A 16,540-nucleotide genomic window follows, 5' to 3' on the forward strand; every position below is an offset into this window, starting at 1 on the left:
GACCTGGCCGGTCAGCGGTGTTGGTGAGTGCTGGCGGTCCACCTGTTCGGAGCGATGAAGGAGACGTCGGTGTACGGCGTCTCCTTCGTCGTCATTTGAGCCAGTAGCTCGCCGATGCCGGCGCAGTGCTTGAACCCGTGTCCGCTGTCGCCACCGGCGATCAGCAGCCGCTCGTCGTGCCGCCCGACCAGGAACTGACCGTCTGGCGATTCGGTCACCATGCACGGAATCGCCTGCACCGGCGCCGGATCCAGCCCCGGGAACGCCCGGCTGACCGCCGCGGCCAACTCGGCGATGTCGTCGAGCGGACGGATCGAGCGATCGAGATCGTCGGCGTCGAACCCGCTCACGTGCCGCCCACCGTCGAGCCCGACCTTCACGCCGAACCCCTCGCCCGACCCGTGGCCCCACAGCCCGCGCCCGTCCGAGAACTCCCAGATGAACGCCGGGAAGTTCTCCAGCCGGAACGCCTCCGACTCCGGATCCGCCGGCTGGAACCAGAACATCGGCGTACGCCGCGGCGACAGCGGCAGCCCCGGAACCAGGTTCCCGAGCCACGCGCCGGCGCACACCACGACCTGCTCCGCCTCGATCTCGATCGTCGGCGTCCGCACCGTCACTCGATCGGCCCGCAGGTCGATCCCGGTCACCATCGTGTGCGGGTAGACGGTCGCGCCCAACCGCTCCGCCTCCGCGACCTGCGCCCGTACTGTCGGCTCGGCGAGGCAGATCCCGGCCGCGGGGTCCAAGATCGCGACGTCGCCGTCCTCCAGCGCGTACTGCGGGAAGCGCGCAGACAGCTCCTCATGGGTCAGTTCGGCGATGGCGGCTCCGGCCGCGGTCGCCGCCTGCCGCGCACCCGCCACGGGACGGCTGGCCGGCCCGCCGACGTTGAGTGATCCGGTCTGGCGAACGTAGGTCTGCCCGGTGCGCTCCCCCAGCTCGGTCCACAACGCCAGCGACTTCCGAGCGATCGCGGTCAGCCCTGGATGCTCCATGCACGCCACCCGGAACAACCGGGTCGTCCCGTGCGACGACCCCAGCGGATGCCCGATCGCCTGCCGCTCGATCCCCACCACGTCCACGCCGCGCGCCGCGAGGCGCCACAGCGCCGCCGACCCGAACGCACCCAACCCGACGACCACGACATCCGTCCGCATCCACCAACCCTCGCAGACGCCAAGGTCGCCACCAACAGCTAGCGTGATATCTTGCTATCTATGGCGAAGGACGCGACCAAGAACATCCTGCTGCGACTCGACCCCGAGCTGGCCGAGCGACTGCAGACCGTGGCCTCGGTGGAGGGCCGCTCGGTGTCCGACGTGGCGCGCGAGGCGATCGCGGCGCTCGTCGACCAGCGTCGCCAGGACAGCCAGTTCAGCCGCCTGCTCGAGGAGAACCTGGTCCGGCACGAGGAGTCGCTGCGCCAGCTCCGTGGAGACGACTGATGCGCTACCTCGGTCGGTACGACGTCCTCGCGGTCGCCGCCCGCATCCTGCGCTGCGGGTCCGACGATGTCGTTCGCCGGTCGAATCTCGACGCGATCGATCGCGTGCTGGACGGCGTACGGATGACCAATGGGTTGGCCCAGGCGGCTGGGGTGTTGCTGGCCGGTCTGGTGCGGGCCCGACCGTTCGACGGCGCGAACCGGGTCGTCGCGGTCGCCGTCGTTCTGCAGTTCGTCTCGATGAACCGGGCCGAGCTGCAACTGGAGCCGGTGGCGGATGTCGACGAGCTGCTCGACCGGATCGCGGCCGGGGACGCGAGCCACGAAGAGGCGGCCGCCTTCATCCGGAGCCGGCTCGAGCACCGACCGGTGTCCGCCGAGGACCTGGAGGAGCACCTGCGCATCGACCTGCTCCTCGAGCAGGACGTACTGACCTTCGACGTCGAGCAGGAGTGGTGGAGGGGACTCGAGATGTACGAACAGTTCAGCGATCCGGCCCGGCAGGTGATCGTGCTGGCGCAGGAGGAGGCGCGCAGCCTCGACCACGTGTACATCGGGACCGAGCACCTGCTGCTCGGTCTGATCAAGCAGGGCAGCGGTCTCGCGGCCCGGGTGCTGGCCGACTTGGGGATCACGGCTCCGGCGGTCCGCGATCTCGTCGTGGAGATCATCGGTCGCGGCGCGGGCGGTGCGGTCGGATCGATCCCGTTCACGCCGCGGGCGAAGAGCACGTTCGAGTTCGCCTGGCGCGAGGCGCGGGCGCGTGGAGCGGAGCAGGTCGGGCCGGAGCATTTGCTGCTCGGCGTACTGCACGACGGGGACGGCGTCGGCGGCCAGATCATCACCAAGCTCGCCACCGACACCGAGCAGGTCCGCCGCAAACTCGAAGAGCGTCTCAGCCGCCGTCAGCGGTCGGAAGCTGTGGTGGCCGAGGAGGTGACCGACGGGCCGACGTGGACGACGTACGGGCGCCGGCACCACCTGATCCACGAGCTGAACGCGGTCCTCGACGAGAACGAACGCCTGCACGAGCAGGTGGCGCGGCTGCGCGACCTGCTGCGCCGGCACGGGATCGACCCCGACAGCTGAGCCTCAGGTCGCGGCCAGGCGCTTCTTCTCCTTGTCGACGTCGTAGTCGGCGACCGGCCACTCCGGGTTCAGCTCCTTGAGCGTCTCCAGCAGGATCGTCGTGACCGCCCAGTTCCGGTACCACTTGCGGTCGCTCGGGATCACGTACCAGGGCGCCTCCGGCGTGTTACAGCGCTGGAGCGCGGCGTGGTACGCGTCCATGTAGTCCGGCCAGAGCTTGCGCTCGTCGACGTCGCCGGGGTTGTACTTCCAGTGCTTGGTCGGGTCGTCGAGCCGCGCCTCGAGGCGGGTGCGCTGCTCGTCCGGCGAGATGTGCAGGTAGCACTTCACGATCGTCACGCCGGCGCCGGTCAGCTCGGCCTCGAAGTCGTTGATCTGCCCGTACCGCCGGTCCCACACGTTCGGCGTGACGAGTTCGCGGACCCGGGCGATCAGGACGTCCTCGTAGTGCGACCGGTCGAAGATCCCGATCATGCCCTGGCCGGGCAGGGCCTGCTTGATCCGCCAGAGGAACCCGCGGCGCTTCTCGGCCGGCGTCGGCGCCTTGAACGAGGTGATCTTCAGGCCCTGCGGGTCCATCAGCCCCGCGCCGTGCCGGATCACGCCGCCCTTGCCGGAGGTGTCCATGCCCTGCAGCACCAGCAAGACGCTGCGTTCCCCGCCGCTGCGGCCCTCGGCGAACAGCCGCTCCTGCCAGTCCGAGATCTCGGCCCCGAGGCCGTCCAGGGCGAGCTTGCCGTCGTCCTTGGATCCGTCGAACCCGGGCGTGGCGCGCGTGTCGTACGTCGTCAGGTCCACTTCGCCGACCGGCACCCGCAACTGCTCGCGCAGTCCCCCACCGGCTTCCTTGCCGTCCGCCTTCGAGCCCTTCTTCTGCTTCGCCATCTCCACATCCTGCCGCATCAGTCCGCGACTTCACCGTCTTTCCGACGGCGACGCCGCCACAAGACGATCTCGATCACGGCGATCACGGCGGCACGCACCACGAGCGACACGAGGCTCCCCAGCAGGCGGCCGAGCAGCGAGAGGCAGTCGCCGTACCGCTCGGGCAATCGGTGGCGTCGTAGTATGCCGCGACGCGCACCATCCAGCGTCCGCCGGACCGGTCGCGTTCGCGCGGCTGCAGCCCGGTCGCGATCATGGCGCCAATGAAGCACGCGGCGAGGGGGCGCGGGTCAGGCAGCGCGTGCGAGCGAGATCAACCGGGACAGGGCGCGCAGGTACTTCTTGCGGTAGCCACCCTTCAGCATCTCGGCCGAGAACAGCTGGTCCAGCGGTACGCCGCTCGCGAGCAGCGGCAGGCTGCGGTCGTACATCCGGTCGGCGAGCACCACCACCCGCAGCGCGACGTTCTCGTCGGTGAGCGGCCGGATGTCGGTGATGCCAACGGCTTCCACACCGTCGAGCAGCGCGCCGTACTTGCTCGGGTGCAGCTCGGCCAGGTGGCGGTGCAGGTCGACGAAGTGGTCGCAGGACGCGTTCGCCCGCGTCGCGGACTCCTCCTCGACCCGCGCGTCGGTCCACGGCTCCGGCGCCACCGGCAGCCCGCGATGGCGGTAGTCGGGCCCGTCGATCCGCCGTACGTCGAAGTTCGCGCCGAGGGCCTGGATCTCGCGGAGGAAGTCGGACGCCTGGAACCGGCCCTCACCGAGTTTGTCCGGGAGCGTGTTCGACGTCGCCGCTAGCTCGACCCCGGCCGCGACCAGTTGCCCGAGCAACCGCGAGATCAGCATCGTGTCGCCGGATCGTCCAGCTCGAACTCGTCGATACAGATCACCCGGTACGACGACAGCGCGTCGACCGCAGTGCGCAGCCCGAGCGCGCCGACGAGGTTCGTGAGCTCGACGAACGTGCAGTACATCCGCGGTCCGGACGCCTCGTGCCAGAGCGAGGCGAGCAGGTGCGTCTTACCGACACCGAAGCCACCGTCGAGATAGATGCCGGGCTTGTCCGGCCGCTCGGTGCGGCCCCGGAACCGCGACCACAGCGACGTCGTCGGCCGCGGCTTGGCGAGCAGCTCCGCGCGCGCCGTCAACGCCGTCAGCGCCGCCGCCTGCGACGGCTCGTCCGGATCCGGGCGGTACGTGCTGAACCGGACCTCGGCGAACCGCGGCGGCGGAACGCACTCCGACAACAGCCGGTCCGGACTCACCTCCGGCCGCCGCTCACTCAACCGCACCACCATGCGCCCAACCCTAGGGCCCACCAAAGTCAAGCCTGCTGTGACCTTGACCGCTTTCTTACTTTCAGTTGGGAAGTTGAGTAGGAGTTCGTGAGGCGAACGACGAGGAGTCTCCGATGGGCGAAGAGCACGTGCGGCGGCGGACAGTTCTGAAAGGCGCAGTGGGCGCGCTCGGCCTCGGGTCCGCGCTCGCCGCCTGCGGTGGCAGTGACAGCGGGGGCGGCACCACCAGCGGCGGGAAGGCCGTGGTCCGGATGTGGTCCTGGTACAACGACCAGGAGGACCAGTTCCCGAAGCTGATCAGCGCGTTCGAGGCCGCGCACAGCAACATCACAATCGAGAACCGGATCTTCGGTACGCCGGACCAGTACCTGCCCGCGCTGCAGGCCGCGGTCGCGGGTGGCGACGTACCGGAGATCTTCGCGCCGCACACGCGGGCGCTGACGTACGGCACCGGCGGGATCTCCGCCGACCTGAAGCAGGAGCTCGGCGACGACTTCCTGAAGGACTTCTTCGACTCGGCCAACCAGGAGTACACGCTGGACGGCAAGCAGTACGCCGTCGGCTGGATGGCGCAGACGTTCGGGCTGTTCTACAACCCCGACCTGCTGAAGGCGGCCGGTGTCGGCGAGGACGAGCTCGAGACCTGGGACGACCTGATCGCGGCGGCGGCGAAGATCCGCAAGACCGGCAAGCACCCGGTGGCACTGAGCTGCAACCCGACGACCAGCTCGCTGGACTTCTTCCTGCCGCTGATCACGCAGGTCGCCGACGACCCGACGTACTACCTGAAGCTCGACCAGCTCAAGGACGGCGCGACGTACGAGGACCCGAAGGTGGTCCAGGCGATCGAGCTGCAGCAGAAGATCGTCAAGGCCGGCGTCTTCCAACCCGGTACGACGGGCACCAGCGGCGACCAGGCGCCGCAGATCTTCTACACCGGGAAGTCCACGATGCTGTTCAACGGCAGCTGGACGCCACAGGGCCTGACCAAGGACGCGTCACCGGCCTTCAACAAGCTCTACAAGGTGATGAAGACGCCGGCGATCGCGCCCGGCAAGAAGCACTGGACCGCGAACCAGGCCGGCGCCGGCTGGGCGATCTCGCAGAACAGCAAGAACAAGGACGCGGCGCTGGAGTTCCTGAAGTTCATGTACTCCGCGGAGCAGTACTCCCCCACGATGAACGGCTCGAACTCGATGCCGGCCACCAAGAGCGCGGCGGACCGGATCGAGCTGCCGATGATGAAGCAGATGACGTCCTGGCTGATCGAGGGCGAGGGCTGCCCGCACATCCCGTTCGGTCCCGGGTCGGTGGCGGCCGGCGATCCGCTCGCGAAGATCTTCGACGGCAGCGGCGAGCCGGCGGCGGTCGCGAAGGCGATGCAGCAGGCGGTCCAGAACGCCAAGGGCGGCTGATCGGATGGCGACAGCTCTGTCGAGGGAGGACGTCGTACGGCGGTCCGGCGCGCGCCCGGCGTACCGGTTCGGGTCTCCGCTGCGGCGGTCGCAGCGGATGGCCGGCTACCTGTTCATCACGCCGACCTTCGTACTGTTCCTGGCCTTCGTGCTGTGGCCGATCCTCTACACGGCGTACCTGAGCCTGACGTCGTGGGGCGGGTTCGGGGCGCCGCGGTTCGTGCAGTTCGACAACTACAGCCGGATGCTGCACGACCCGGTCGCCCGCCGGGCGCTGATCGTCACGCTGGTGCTGACCGGCGTGACGACCGCGATCCTGACGTTCCTCGGTCTGGTCACGGCGGGCCTGGTGAACGTGATCTGGTCGAAGGTCGGTGTCGTCGTCCGGACGATCCTGTTCATTCCCGGGATCGTCTCGTTCGTCGTGTCGGCGGTGCTCTGGAAGCTGATCTACGACCCGAACATCGGAACGCTCAACCGGTTGCTCGGGGCAATCGGTCTGGACACCCTGCAGCACCCCTGGCTGGCCGACCACAAGACGGTCCTGCCGGCGATCATCGTGGTGACTGTCTGGGGCGGCCTCGGGTTCACCATGCTGATCTACTTCGCCGGCCTGCAGAGCATCGACCCGAACCTGTACGAGGCGGCCGCGATGGACGGCGCGAACACCGTCCAGCAGTTCCGGCACATCACGATCCCGAGTCTGCGCGTCGTCACCGGACTGATCGTCAGCCTCGGGCTGCTCAACGGGTTCAAGGCTTTCGACGTGATCTTCGTGATGACCGGCGGCGGCCCCAACCACGCCAGCGAAGTACTCGGCACCTATCTGTACTCATTGGCCTTCGGTACGACGTCCGGGTCGCTCCCGCAGCTCGGGTACGCCAGCGCGTTCAGTGTCGTGACGATGGTGCTCTGCACCCTCGCGGTGATCGCGCAACTCTGGCTGACCCGGAGGGCGGACCGATGAGGAAAACGCTGTTCGGAAAGTCGTTCGCGACGTTCGTACTGCTGCCGTTCTGTGTCCTGATGGCGTTTCCGTTCGTGTGGATGCTGTTCACCTCGTTACGGGAACAGAACACGATCTTCAACGGGCCGATCATCCCGCGGAAGTTCACCGGAGCGGCGTACCAGGATGCCTGGACGTCGATCGACTTTCCGCTGCATTTCTGGAACAGCGTGTGGATCACGTCGGTGACGGTGATCGGCGTACTGGTGTTCGCCACGCTCAGCGGCTACGCGTTCGCGAAACTGGAGTTTCCGTTCCGGAACACGCTTTTCGTGTTGCTCCTGACGACGCTGATGATGCCGTCGACGGCGCTGATCATCCCGTTGTACCTCGAGCTCAAGTCGCTCGGCCTGCTCGACAGTCAGGCCGGACTGCTGGTGCTGTACATCTCCGGGTCGGCGCCGTTCGCGATGTTCCTGATGCGGGCGTTCTTCCAGACGCTGCCGGACGAGCTGATCGAGGCGGCCCGGGTGGACGGCGGCAGCGAGCTGACGATCTTCCGCCGCGTGATCCTGCCGCTCACCCGGCCGGGGATCGCGACCGTGGTGATCTTCCAGTTCCTCTCCACCTGGAACGAGTTCCTGATCGCCAACACCGTGTTGCGCAGTACCGACGCACTTCCCCTGCAGCCGGTGTTGTTCACGCTGATGGGGCAGTACTCCACGAACTGGCCGGCGCTGACCGCCGGCCTCACGCTGTCCGTCGTACCGGTCGTGATCGTCTACGTCCGGATGCAGCGGCAGTTCGTCGCCGGGATGATGCTCGGCGCCGTCAAGAACTAGGCGCCGTCAAGAACTAGGCGCCGTCAAGAACTAAGCGAAAGAGGGTCTATGCCGATCAAGAACGTCGTCGTCAACTGCACCGATGTGCAGCGCTCGGTCGAGTTCTACACGCAGTTCCTCGAGCTCCAGGTGATCGGTACGCCGACCGCGGAGCGGGCCGTCCTCGACGCGGTCACCGCGACAGTCGAATTACGGGCCGTGGGCAACGGCCGCGAGCAGAGCACCTGGTCGCCGGACGACCTGCAGCGCGGTTTCCGGCACGTCGGCTTCAAGGTGGACCGGATCGACGAGCGGGCCGGCGTCCTGAAGGCGGCCGGGGTTGAGTTCAAACTGGACCCGCTCGACGCCGAGGGCGAGGTCCGGATCTGTTTCTTCTACGATCCCGACGGCACGCTGCTGGAGATGATCGAGGGCGACCTGCAGTACGCCGAGATCCTGGACCCGGACGGGGTCGCGCGCGAGCGGGCCCTCGGCGTACCGGAGCGGCCGCGGTTCGACCACGTCGCGATCACGATCGCGGACCGCGCCGCCACCAGCGCGCACTACCACGACCGGCACGGGTTCGACTTCATCGGCACCATCGAGCAGCCGCACGACCAGCGCGGATTCCACATCGGCTACCTCAAGAGCGGCGACACCGTCCTCGAGGTGTTCACCTACGACGTGGGCACCGCGCCGCGCGAGCCACAGCTCGACGTCGCCGGGTTCGCGTACGCCGAGATTGCAGGTGACGCACCGGACCTCCCGGCCGTCGCCTCACCTGATGGGACGAAGGTCTACGTCGACCCCGACGGCTTCGCGTACGCCGTAGGCTCCGGCGCATGATCAAGCGCACTCTCGGAAACACCGGCCTGTCCGTCACCCCCGTCTGCGCCGGCGGCAGCGGCCTCGGCAGCATGCCCGCGGTCTTCGGGTACGACGTGACGCGCGAGCAGGCCGTCGATTTGGTACTGCGCCTGTTCGACAGCCCGGTGTCGTGGATCGACACGTCCAACGGGTACAGCGACGGCGAGAGCGAGCGCCGGATCGGCCAGGCGATCCGCGAGTACGGCGGCCTGCCCGAAGGGTTCCTGGTCGCGACGAAGGTCGACGCGAAGGACGGGGAGTACTCCGGCGCCCGGGTCCGCGCGAGCATCGCCGAGAGCAGGGAGCGGCTCGGGCTCGACGACCTGCCGCTGGTCTACCTGCACGACCCGGAGGCGTGGGAGTTCGAGTCGATGCGGGACGCGGTCGACACGCTCATGCAGCTGCGCGCCGACGGCGAGATCGGGCACGTCGGACTCGCGGGCGGCGACACCCGGGAGCTTTCCCGGTACCTCGATCTCGGTGGCTTCGAGGTCCTGCTCGTGCACAACCGCTGGAGCCTGGTCGATCGCTCGGCCGGCCGCATCTTCCAGCGGGCCCGGGCCGAGGGCATCGCGGTGGTGAACGCCGCGATCTACGGCGGCGGGATCCTGGCGAACCCTTCGGGCGCCACGAAGTACGCCTACCGCGAGGCACCCGCGGCGCTGCTCGAGGCCGTCGCGGAGATGGACAAGGCCTGCCAGGAGTACGGCGTCGATCTCGCGACCGCCGCGCTGCGGCACTCGGTGGACGACCCCGGGATCGCCGGAACGGTCGTCGGTTTCACCAAGCCCGCCCGGATCGACGCGTTGGCCAAGGCGCTGGACGCCGACCTCCCGGAGGCACTGCTTAACCGGTTAGGTAACCTGGTGCCCGAGCGGCAGTACTGGGTCGAGAAGGAGACGACGTGACGAACGGCTTCCCCCGCGGTTTCACCTTCGGTGCGGCGACCGCGTCGTACCAGGTCGAGGGCGCGGTCTCCACGGACGGGCGCGGCCCGAGCATCTGGGACACCTTCGCGCACACGCCGGGCCGGATCGCGGACGGCACCAACGGTGACGTGGCCGACGACCACTATTACCGGTTCGCCGAGGACATCCGGCTGCTGGCCGACCTCGGTCTGACGGCGTACCGGTTCTCGATCGCGTGGCCGCGGATTGTTCCGGCCGGCTCGGGCGCGGTCAACCCGACCGGCCTGGACTTCTACCGGCGGTTGGCCGAGGCCTGTCTGGCGAACGGCGTCACGCCGTACGCGACGCTCTATCACTGGGACCTGCCGCAGCCGCTCGAGGACGCCGGCGGGTGGCTCGTGCGCGACACCGCCGAGCGGTTCCGCGACTACGCGGCGGTCACGCACGACGGTCTGTCGGACGTGATCAAGCACTGGATGACGCTGAACGAGCCGTGGTGCTCGGCGTTCCTCGGGTACGGCAACGGCGAGCACGCGCCGGGGCGGACCGAAGGCGCGGACGCGTTGAAGGCCGTGCACCACCTCCTGCTCGGCCACGGGCTCGCGCTCGACGCGATCCGCTCCGAGGGCGGGACGTACGGGATCGCGCTCAACCCCGCGCCGATCCACGCCGCATCCGACTCCCCCGCCGACCGTGACGCCGCGCGCCGGATCGACGGGCTGCGGAACCGGATGTTCCTCGACCCGCTGCTGTCCGGGCGCTACCCGGCGGACGTGCTGGAGGACACCGGGACGACCGAGTGGTTCGCGGCGCAGGAGCGCGACCTCCCGCTGATCGCGGCGCCGCTGGACTTCATCGGCGTCAACTACTACTGCCCGACCACGGTCGCTGCGCCGGACGGGCCGATCTCGTCGCCGGTCGCGTCCACCCAGCCGGGCAGCGAGAACGTCGTTGCGGTCGACACGGGACTCCCCCGGACCCAGATGGGCTGGCCGATCCAGGCGAGCGGTCTGCGCGACATCCTGGTCACCATCAACAAGATGGCGCCCGAGCTGCCGCTGTACGTGACCGAGAACGGATCGGCGTACCCCGACGAGCTGACCGCCGACGGGACGGTCGAGGACGACGAGCGCCTCGACTACCTCCGTCAGCACCTCGCCGTCTGCGAGGACCTCGTCGCCGAGGGCTTCCCGCTCAAGGGGTACTTCGCCTGGTCCCTGCTCGACAACTACGAATGGGCCTGGGGCTACAGCCGCCGCTTCGGCCTCGTGTACGTCGACTACGCCACGCAGCAGCGCATCCCGAAGAAGAGCGCCCACTGGCTGAGGGACTTCCTGGCCTAACGCTTCGCGCCGCCGTCGGGACCTGAGACAAGATGTGGTGGGTGGGCACCTGGTATTTCAGGTCCCCACCCACCACAACGGGTCCACACCCACCACAACGCGTCCACACCCACCACACGTGGCCCCACCCAGCACTCCTGCCGCACCAAGCGCGCGGTCCCGCGCCGAGCGGCGGACTGCGCGGGCGGGTGAGCGGAGCTCGGACAGGGTGTGATGGGTGGGGATCTGGTATTTCATGTCTCCACCCATCACACCCTGTCCGCACTCATCGCATGAGGTCTCAGCCCGCCGCTGGAGTTGGCGAAGGCGCAGGCGTTCGGGGGCGGGGTTAGGCTCGGGCGTTTTGGTGGGGGGTTAGTTGGGTGTGGAGGACCAGCGAGGCGGCGCCCAGGGCTGCTGCGCTCGGGCCCAGCTTGGAGAGTTCGACGCGGGTGGGGTGCATGGCGCGGACGAACGAGAGCCGGTTGAGTTCCTGGGACGCGACGCGGACGTAGATGTCGCCGGCCTCGCTGAAGCCCGGGCCGGCGAGGATGATCTGGTCGAGGTCGAGCAGGTTGGTGATCGAGAGCAGCGCCTTGGCCAGGTAGGTGGCCGACTCCTCGATCAGCTCCACGCAGCGTGCGTCACCCGCGGCGGCGAGGCGGGCGATCTTCGCGAAGTCCGAGCGGACCGACGTACGGCGGCCGCGGAGCCCGAGCTTGTCGGCCAGCGAATCGTCCTGCTCGGCGCGCGCGACGACCGCCGCGGGCGCCGCCAGGCTCTCAAGGCAGCCCTGACCACCGCACCAGCACATCGGCCCGTTCACGTCGAGCACCATGTGGCCGATCTCGCCGACGTTCGACGACGATCCGCGGTACACGTCGCCGTTCGTCATCAGGCCGAGGCCGAAGCCGGCCGCCATGTAGACGGTCGCGAAGTCGTTGGCCGACGGGATCCGGCCGGCCCAGAACTCCCCGATCGCAGCGCAGGTCGAGTCGTTCTCCACGACGACCGGGTGGTCGATCGCGTCCTTCAGCGTGTCCCGCACCGCGAACGGCTCCCACGCATACTTCTGCGAATCCGTCCGCAGCAGCCGTGTCCCACCGCGTCCCTGCCGGCCCGCCAGCGCGACCCCGACGCCGACCAGCGTGGACGGCTCGATCTCGGCCCGCACGACCAGGTCCTCGAGCTCGGCGGTGATCCGCTGCACGGCGGTGGCCGGCGCGTCCTTGCCGATCCCGCGCGAGGACAACTGCTCGATCACCCGGCCGCTCATGTCCGTGACGACGTACGTCGTACTCGGGGTGTCGACCGCGATGCCGACCGCGTGCCGGGCGCGTGGGTTGAACTGGAGCAACGTGGCGCGTTTCCCGCCGGTCGGGTCGCCGTAGCCGGTCTCGACGATCAGGCCGTCGGCGAGCAGCCGCTTGACCACGCGGGAGATCGACGCGCCGGTCAGGCCGGAGCGGTCGGCGAGGTCGACGCGGGTGACCGTGCCGCTGGAGCGGATCAGGTCCAGGATCGCGCTGTGCGTCTCCTGCGCGGTCGCACCTCTCAGAATCTTCACCACGTCACCCTCCCTCGGAGCGCACTTTAGTACACAACGTAAGGAAGTGGCAGTGGTTGACCTCAATCATTGTTGAGGTTCTAGCGTTGCTGACTGTGAAAGCCATCAGACTGCATGCCTTCGGCCCGGCGGAGAACCTCGTCCTCGAGGACGTCCCCGAGCCCTCCCCCACCGCCGGAACGGTGCTGATCGAGGTCGAGGCGGCCGGCGTACACCTCGTCGACACGATGATCCGGGCCGGCGCGACCGGCGGCAGCCCGATCCCGGTCCCCGACCTGCCGACCATCCCGGGCCGCGAGGTCGCCGGCCGGGTATCCGCGGCCGGCCCGGACGTAGACCCGTCGTGGATCGGCAAGCGGGTCGTCGTCCATCTCGGCATGGTCCCAGGAGGGTACGCCGAACGCGCGGTGGCGAAGGTCGACTCGCTCTACGAACTCCCCGACCACGTCGACGCCGCTCAGGCGGTCGCCGCGATCGGCACCGGCCGCACCACCGCCGGGATCCTCCAGCAGGCCAGGCTCACGCTGGACGACGTCGTACTCGTCACAGCCGCCGCGGGCGGGATCGGCAGTTACCTGATCCAGTCCGCCCGGAATGTCGGCGCGATCGCCATCGGCCTGGCGGGCGGTCCGGAGAAGGTCGAGCTCGTCCGCTCACTGGGCGCGCAGTACGCCGTCGACTACCGCGACCCCGAGTGGGCCGCCAAGCTGAAGGCAGAGCTGGACGACCGTGAGATCACCGTCCTCCTCGACGGTGTCGGCGGCACCAACGGCCAGCAGGCCTTCGACCTGCTCGGCGCCGGCGGCCGGGTCTTCATGTTCGGCTGGTCCGGCGGCGGCCCGATCCAGTTCACCCACGAGGACCTGATGACCCGAGGCCTGACCGCCGGCTGGGCCCTCGGCGCGAAACTGACCCGCCAACTCCGCACCCTCGAAAGAACAGCCCTCGAAGAGACGATCGAAGGCCGCTGGAACGCCGTAACCACAACCTTCCCCCTCAAGGACGCCGCCGCAGCACACCGAGCCCTGGAAACCAGATCAACCACCGGCAAGGTAGTCCTCCTGACCTGACCTCAACCGCGGCGGTAATCGCGGGGTGGGACGCCGAAGTGCGCCCGGAACCGGCGCGACAGGTGGAACTCGTCGGCGAAGCCGAGAGTGCGTGCGATCTCCCGGTGGCGGGAGGATCGTGTGCGCGCCCGGCCGGATCCGCTCGGCCCGCCCGTCGGCGTCACGGTAGTTGCCCTCGCCATCGATCAGCACGGACAGCACGTACGCGTCCAGCACCCGCAGGGTGGACGGCATGATCGGCTCGTCGTCGCGGACCTCACCGGCCAGCACGATCTGGCCGAGCCGGGTCACCGGGCCGTCGGTGACGGTGACGACAGTCCGCTCGCCCATGTCGGTCACAGTACCCAGCAGGGCGCCAAAACGTTCATGTCCAGGTCGCACCGAGACATTCTCTCGCCCCGGGCCGCGTCCTACCGTCGAGGGCAACCGACGGAAGGACTGCAGGATGAGCGGCTTGGTCACCCACGAACACCTGAAACAGTTCCACGAGGAGGGGTACTTCGTCCTGGAACGGGCCCTCACCGACGAGCAACTCGAGCTGCTCCGCGGCGGAGCGCAGTACTCGATCGACAAACTCGACGCGCAGATGGACGCGGCGGGGACCGACTCGATCGGCATCAACCACCGGGGCAAGCGGTACTTCAGCAGCATGATCTACCACGACCGGCCCGAGCTGCGGCAGTTCCTGTTCAGCGACACGATGGCCGAGATCTGCCGCGCGACGCTGGGCGACGACGCGTACCTGTTCTGGGAGCAGTACGTGATCAAGGCCGGGGACCCGAACACGGCGTTCGCCTGGCACCAGGACTCCGGCTACGTGCACGAGGACCACGCGCCGTACCTGACGTGCTGGATCGCGCTGGACGACGTCACCGAGGAGAACGGTTCGGTGTACCTGCTGCCGTATTCGCGGTCCGGGATCAGGTCGTACATCAAGCACATCCACGACCCCGAGCTGAACGACCGGGTCTGCTACTTCGGCTCCGACCCCGGCGTCCCGATGACGGCCCCGGCGGGATCGATCGTGGTGTTCTCCAGCGTCGTGATTCATCGCAGTGGACCGAACCTCACCGACCGGAACCGGCGCGTGTACCTCGCGCAGTACTCGCGGGAGATCATCCCGTCGAAGGACGGTACGTCGCCACACGGCTCGTTCGACCCGTTCCTGTCCGGCGGCCGGATCGTCGCCGAGCGCTGACGGGAGTCAGGAACTGCGGGGTGCGTACATGATCACGACGACGCCGATCAGGCAGATGGCGGCGCCGAGCAGGTCGTAGCGGTCGGGTCTGAAATGGTCGACGAGCATGCCCCAGGCGAGCGAGCCGGCCACGAAGATCCCGCCGTACGCGGCCAGGATGCGCCCGAAGTTGGGATCCGGCTGGAAGGTGGCGACGAACCCGTAGGCGCCGAGGGCAACGATCCCGCCGGCGATCCAGAGCACTCCCCGATGTTCCCGCCACCCCTGCCAGATCAGCCATGCACCCCCGATCTCGGCCAGCGCAGCGACCACGAACAACCCCACCGACCGCAGCACCGTCACCGGCGGCGGCCGATCTCGGGGAACGGGAGCGGGCAGGCGGGGTCGCCAGCGCAGGTCTCCAGGTCGTCGCAGCCGGCGGCGATCCCGGCGCGCAGGGTCTCGGCGATGACCGTCAGGTCGGCGATCTTGGCTTCCACATCCACCAGTTTCTCCCGGGCCCGCGCCTGCAACCCAGCCCCCTCGCCGCGCCCGTGCCGATGCCTGGCGGTGTCGAGCAGCTCGGAGACCTCGGCGAGGGTGAACCCGAGCCGCTGCGCCGCCTTGATCACCCGCAAGGTGGTGACGGCCTCCGGCGGGTACATCCGGTGACCGCCGAGGCTGCGGTCCGGCTCGTCGAGCAGTCCGCGACGTTCGTAGTACCGCAGGGTCTGCAGGTTGACCCCGGCGGCGGATGCCAGCTCGCTCGGTCTCATCGCGGGAGCCGTTCGGCCAAGCCATCGAGTACGGCGGTGCGGGTCGGAGGCACCGCGATGCGCAGGTGGAGCTCGTCGGCCGTCGGGGCGAACGTGAACGTGAAGAAGGAGCAGCACTCGCTCTCACGCGCCGTCAGGTCGGCGGCCGCGGCGCGCGACTCAAGGCTGAGGGTGAGGTCGAGAGTTTGCGCGTCGACCCGGTTCGCGTGGCGGAGGTGGTCAGCGAACAACTGGTCGAATTCAGCCACCCGGAACGGGCGGTCCGCAGTCGGTAGGGTGCAGGCTTCCGAGGCCCAGATCTCGTCCATACGTCGACCGTAAACCTGTACCCAGGTACAGGATGCAACTACTCCGGTTGGTCCAGCCAGGTGAGATTGAAGTCGACGGCGCCGAAGCTGACGCGGTCACCCGGGCGGACACGGACCGTGGTGGTGATCCGGAGCTCGTTGACGTAGGTGCCGTTCATCGAGCCCAGGTCGCGGAGCATCCAGCCGTCGCCGACGTGCCGGAGTTCGGCGTGGAAGCGTGAGACCGAGATGTCGGGCAGCCGGAGCGTCGCCCCAGGACCGCGACCGACCCGCACGGTGGGTGAACCCGGCGCCGGCAACCCGAGGCTCGGCGTCGGCGGCGCGGGCGTCCGCGGCGCTCCGCTCACCCGGTCCAGCACTTTCCGCAGCCGCGAGCGCGCCCACCTGACGACGCCGGATTCGGCGCGTGGGAGGTCGCGGATGGCGTCGGCGAGTTCGCCGCGGCTCTGGGCGCGGAGGACGAAGTTCATCCGCCGGATGAACGTGTCGTGCGACAACCGGCCCGAGCCGGCACCATCCCGCAGCACGGCGAGCGCGCGGTCCCGCTCGGCGTCCGACGGACGCGTCCCCACCGGCACCGTGCTCATCCCGACATTGTCCGTGGGAGGTCGGTTCACTGTCCACCACCGGTCTATGACAGTG

19 protein-coding genes and 1 pseudogene are annotated in these 16,540 nt (G+C 68.8%); 10 read left to right on the top strand and 10 right to left on the bottom strand.

The window, feature by feature from the left end; translation table 11 throughout:
- Positions 1-11: 11 nt before the first annotated feature.
- Entirely contained in the window at positions 12-1,160 is a 1,149-nt protein-coding gene (solA, locus tag AC0662_RS09340) for an N-methyl-L-tryptophan oxidase (protein WP_478299598.1), read from the bottom strand.
- A 60-nt stretch (positions 1,161-1,220) separates the two neighbouring features.
- Between solA and AC0662_RS09345 the strand changes: the two genes are divergently transcribed.
- Both AC0662_RS09345 and AC0662_RS09350 read left to right on the top strand, forming a co-directional pair.
- Positions 1,221-1,448, top strand: a complete 228-nt coding sequence (locus AC0662_RS09345; protein ID WP_452203631.1) for a ribbon-helix-helix protein, CopG family — start codon at positions 1,221-1,223, stop codon at positions 1,446-1,448.
- Positions 1,448-2,536: a Clp protease N-terminal domain-containing protein gene (locus AC0662_RS09350; RefSeq protein WP_478299600.1), complete on the top strand. Its 1,089-nt coding sequence runs from the start codon at positions 1,448-1,450 to the stop codon at positions 2,534-2,536. Before AC0662_RS09345 ends, AC0662_RS09350 begins: the two co-directional genes overlap by 1 nt.
- A 3-nt stretch (positions 2,537-2,539) precedes the next feature.
- Here AC0662_RS09350 and AC0662_RS09355 read toward each other — a convergent pair whose 3' ends face one another.
- From AC0662_RS09355 to zapE, 3 genes and pseudogenes are all read right to left on the bottom strand, one after another.
- Positions 2,540-3,421 (bottom strand): polyphosphate kinase 2 family protein, encoded by an 882-nt coding sequence (locus AC0662_RS09355; RefSeq protein ID WP_452203629.1) that lies wholly within the window; start codon positions 3,419-3,421, stop codon positions 2,540-2,542.
- Between the two features lie 17 nt (positions 3,422-3,438).
- Positions 3,439-3,588, bottom strand: coding sequence for a hypothetical protein (locus AC0662_RS09360; protein ID WP_478299602.1), 150 nt, complete (start codon positions 3,586-3,588; stop codon positions 3,439-3,441).
- A gap of 123 nt (positions 3,589-3,711) precedes the next feature.
- Positions 3,712-4,721: pseudogene (gene zapE / locus AC0662_RS09365) on the bottom strand (cell division protein ZapE).
- A gap of 113 nt (positions 4,722-4,834) precedes the next feature.
- On the opposite strand from zapE, the gene AC0662_RS09370 reads away from it, so the two are divergent.
- The 6 genes from AC0662_RS09370 to AC0662_RS09395 are packed head-to-tail and all read left to right on the top strand — an operon-like array spanning position 4,835 to position 11,021.
- A complete protein-coding gene (locus AC0662_RS09370; protein WP_478299604.1) occupies positions 4,835-6,136 on the top strand; it encodes an ABC transporter substrate-binding protein in 1,302 nt (433 codons plus the stop codon).
- A 4-nt stretch (positions 6,137-6,140) separates the two neighbouring features.
- The gene (locus AC0662_RS09375) at positions 6,141-7,103 is read left to right on the top strand and encodes a carbohydrate ABC transporter permease (protein ID WP_478299606.1); all 963 of its coding nucleotides are present in this window, start codon (positions 6,141-6,143) and stop codon (positions 7,101-7,103) included.
- Positions 7,100-7,924: a carbohydrate ABC transporter permease gene (locus AC0662_RS09380; protein ID WP_452203624.1), complete on the top strand. Its 825-nt coding sequence runs from the start codon at positions 7,100-7,102 to the stop codon at positions 7,922-7,924. Before AC0662_RS09375 ends, AC0662_RS09380 begins: the two co-directional genes overlap by 4 nt.
- Before the next feature lie 48 nt (positions 7,925-7,972).
- Positions 7,973-8,749, top strand: coding sequence for a VOC family protein (locus tag AC0662_RS09385; protein WP_478299608.1), 777 nt, complete (start codon positions 7,973-7,975; stop codon positions 8,747-8,749).
- Entirely contained in the window at positions 8,746-9,678 is a 933-nt protein-coding gene (locus tag AC0662_RS09390) for an aldo/keto reductase (RefSeq protein WP_478299610.1), read from the top strand. Before AC0662_RS09385 ends, AC0662_RS09390 begins: the two co-directional genes overlap by 4 nt.
- Positions 9,675-11,021: a GH1 family beta-glucosidase gene (locus AC0662_RS09395; RefSeq protein ID WP_478299612.1), complete on the top strand. Its 1,347-nt coding sequence runs from the start codon at positions 9,675-9,677 to the stop codon at positions 11,019-11,021. Before AC0662_RS09390 ends, AC0662_RS09395 begins: the two co-directional genes overlap by 4 nt.
- A gap of 328 nt (positions 11,022-11,349) precedes the next feature.
- Here the strand turns inward: AC0662_RS09395 and AC0662_RS09400 are convergent, their stop codons facing one another.
- On the bottom strand, positions 11,350-12,567 hold the full coding sequence (locus AC0662_RS09400) for an ROK family protein (protein WP_478299614.1): 1,218 nt from the start codon (positions 12,565-12,567) through the stop codon (positions 11,350-11,352).
- A gap of 95 nt (positions 12,568-12,662) precedes the next feature.
- Between AC0662_RS09400 and AC0662_RS09405 the strand changes: the two genes are divergently transcribed.
- On the top strand, positions 12,663-13,637 hold the full coding sequence (locus AC0662_RS09405) for a zinc-binding dehydrogenase (protein WP_452203619.1): 975 nt from the start codon (positions 12,663-12,665) through the stop codon (positions 13,635-13,637).
- On the opposite strand, the gene AC0662_RS09410 is transcribed toward AC0662_RS09405, so the two are convergent.
- Positions 13,605-13,967 carry a hypothetical protein gene (locus AC0662_RS09410; protein WP_452203618.1) on the bottom strand — a complete coding sequence of 121 codons (363 nt, stop codon included), beginning with the start codon at positions 13,965-13,967 and terminating at the stop codon, positions 13,605-13,607. The genes AC0662_RS09405 and AC0662_RS09410 overlap by 33 nt on opposite strands.
- Positions 13,968-14,082: 115 nt before the next feature.
- Between AC0662_RS09410 and AC0662_RS09415 the strand changes: the two genes are divergently transcribed.
- Positions 14,083-14,835, top strand: a complete 753-nt coding sequence (locus AC0662_RS09415; RefSeq protein ID WP_452203617.1) for a phytanoyl-CoA dioxygenase family protein — start codon at positions 14,083-14,085, stop codon at positions 14,833-14,835.
- Positions 14,836-14,841: 6 nt separating this feature from the next.
- Here the strand turns inward: AC0662_RS09415 and AC0662_RS09420 are convergent, their stop codons facing one another.
- Genes AC0662_RS09420 through AC0662_RS09435 form a run of 4 tightly spaced genes read right to left on the bottom strand, consistent with a single transcriptional unit; the run spans position 14,842 to position 16,485 of the window.
- Entirely contained in the window at positions 14,842-15,177 is a 336-nt protein-coding gene (locus AC0662_RS09420) for a YnfA family protein (RefSeq protein ID WP_452203616.1), read from the bottom strand.
- On the bottom strand, positions 15,174-15,590 hold the full coding sequence (locus tag AC0662_RS09425; protein ID WP_452203615.1) for a MerR family transcriptional regulator: 417 nt from the start codon (positions 15,588-15,590) through the stop codon (positions 15,174-15,176). The genes AC0662_RS09420 and AC0662_RS09425 overlap by 4 nt, the downstream gene beginning before the upstream one ends.
- Complete coding sequence (locus tag AC0662_RS09430) at positions 15,587-15,898, bottom strand: hypothetical protein (protein WP_478299618.1); 312 nt, start codon at positions 15,896-15,898, stop codon at positions 15,587-15,589. Before AC0662_RS09430 ends, AC0662_RS09425 begins: the two co-directional genes overlap by 4 nt.
- Before the next feature lie 38 nt (positions 15,899-15,936).
- Entirely contained in the window at positions 15,937-16,485 is a 549-nt protein-coding gene (locus AC0662_RS09435; RefSeq protein WP_452203613.1) for an FHA domain-containing protein, read from the bottom strand.
- Between the last annotated feature and the right edge of the window lie 55 nt (positions 16,486-16,540).

The organism is Kribbella sp. NPDC043289 (assembly GCF_056436705.1).

Coding starts and splice junctions, on each gene's coding strand:
- solA (WP_478299598.1), bottom strand. CDS start 1,160: ATGCGGACGGATGTCGTGGTCGTCGGGTTGGGTGCGTTCGGGTCGGCG.
- AC0662_RS09345 (WP_452203631.1), top strand. CDS start 1,221: ATGGCGAAGGACGCGACCAAGAACATCCTGCTGCGACTCGACCCCGAG.
- AC0662_RS09350 (WP_478299600.1), top strand. CDS start 1,448: ATGCGCTACCTCGGTCGGTACGACGTCCTCGCGGTCGCCGCCCGCATC.
- AC0662_RS09355 (WP_452203629.1), bottom strand. CDS start 3,421: ATGGCGAAGCAGAAGAAGGGCTCGAAGGCGGACGGCAAGGAAGCCGGT.
- AC0662_RS09370 (WP_478299604.1), top strand. CDS start 4,835: ATGGGCGAAGAGCACGTGCGGCGGCGGACAGTTCTGAAAGGCGCAGTG.
- AC0662_RS09375 (WP_478299606.1), top strand. CDS start 6,141: ATGGCGACAGCTCTGTCGAGGGAGGACGTCGTACGGCGGTCCGGCGCG.
- AC0662_RS09380 (WP_452203624.1), top strand. CDS start 7,100: ATGAGGAAAACGCTGTTCGGAAAGTCGTTCGCGACGTTCGTACTGCTG.
- AC0662_RS09385 (WP_478299608.1), top strand. CDS start 7,973: ATGCCGATCAAGAACGTCGTCGTCAACTGCACCGATGTGCAGCGCTCG.
- AC0662_RS09390 (WP_478299610.1), top strand. CDS start 8,746: ATGATCAAGCGCACTCTCGGAAACACCGGCCTGTCCGTCACCCCCGTC.
- AC0662_RS09410 (WP_452203618.1), bottom strand. CDS start 13,967: ATGGGCGAGCGGACTGTCGTCACCGTCACCGACGGCCCGGTGACCCGG.
- AC0662_RS09415 (WP_452203617.1), top strand. CDS start 14,083: ATGAGCGGCTTGGTCACCCACGAACACCTGAAACAGTTCCACGAGGAG.
- AC0662_RS09425 (WP_452203615.1), bottom strand. CDS start 15,590: ATGAGACCGAGCGAGCTGGCATCCGCCGCCGGGGTCAACCTGCAGACC.
- AC0662_RS09430 (WP_478299618.1), bottom strand. CDS start 15,898: ATGGACGAGATCTGGGCCTCGGAAGCCTGCACCCTACCGACTGCGGAC.
- AC0662_RS09435 (WP_452203613.1), bottom strand. CDS start 16,485: ATGAGCACGGTGCCGGTGGGGACGCGTCCGTCGGACGCCGAGCGGGAC.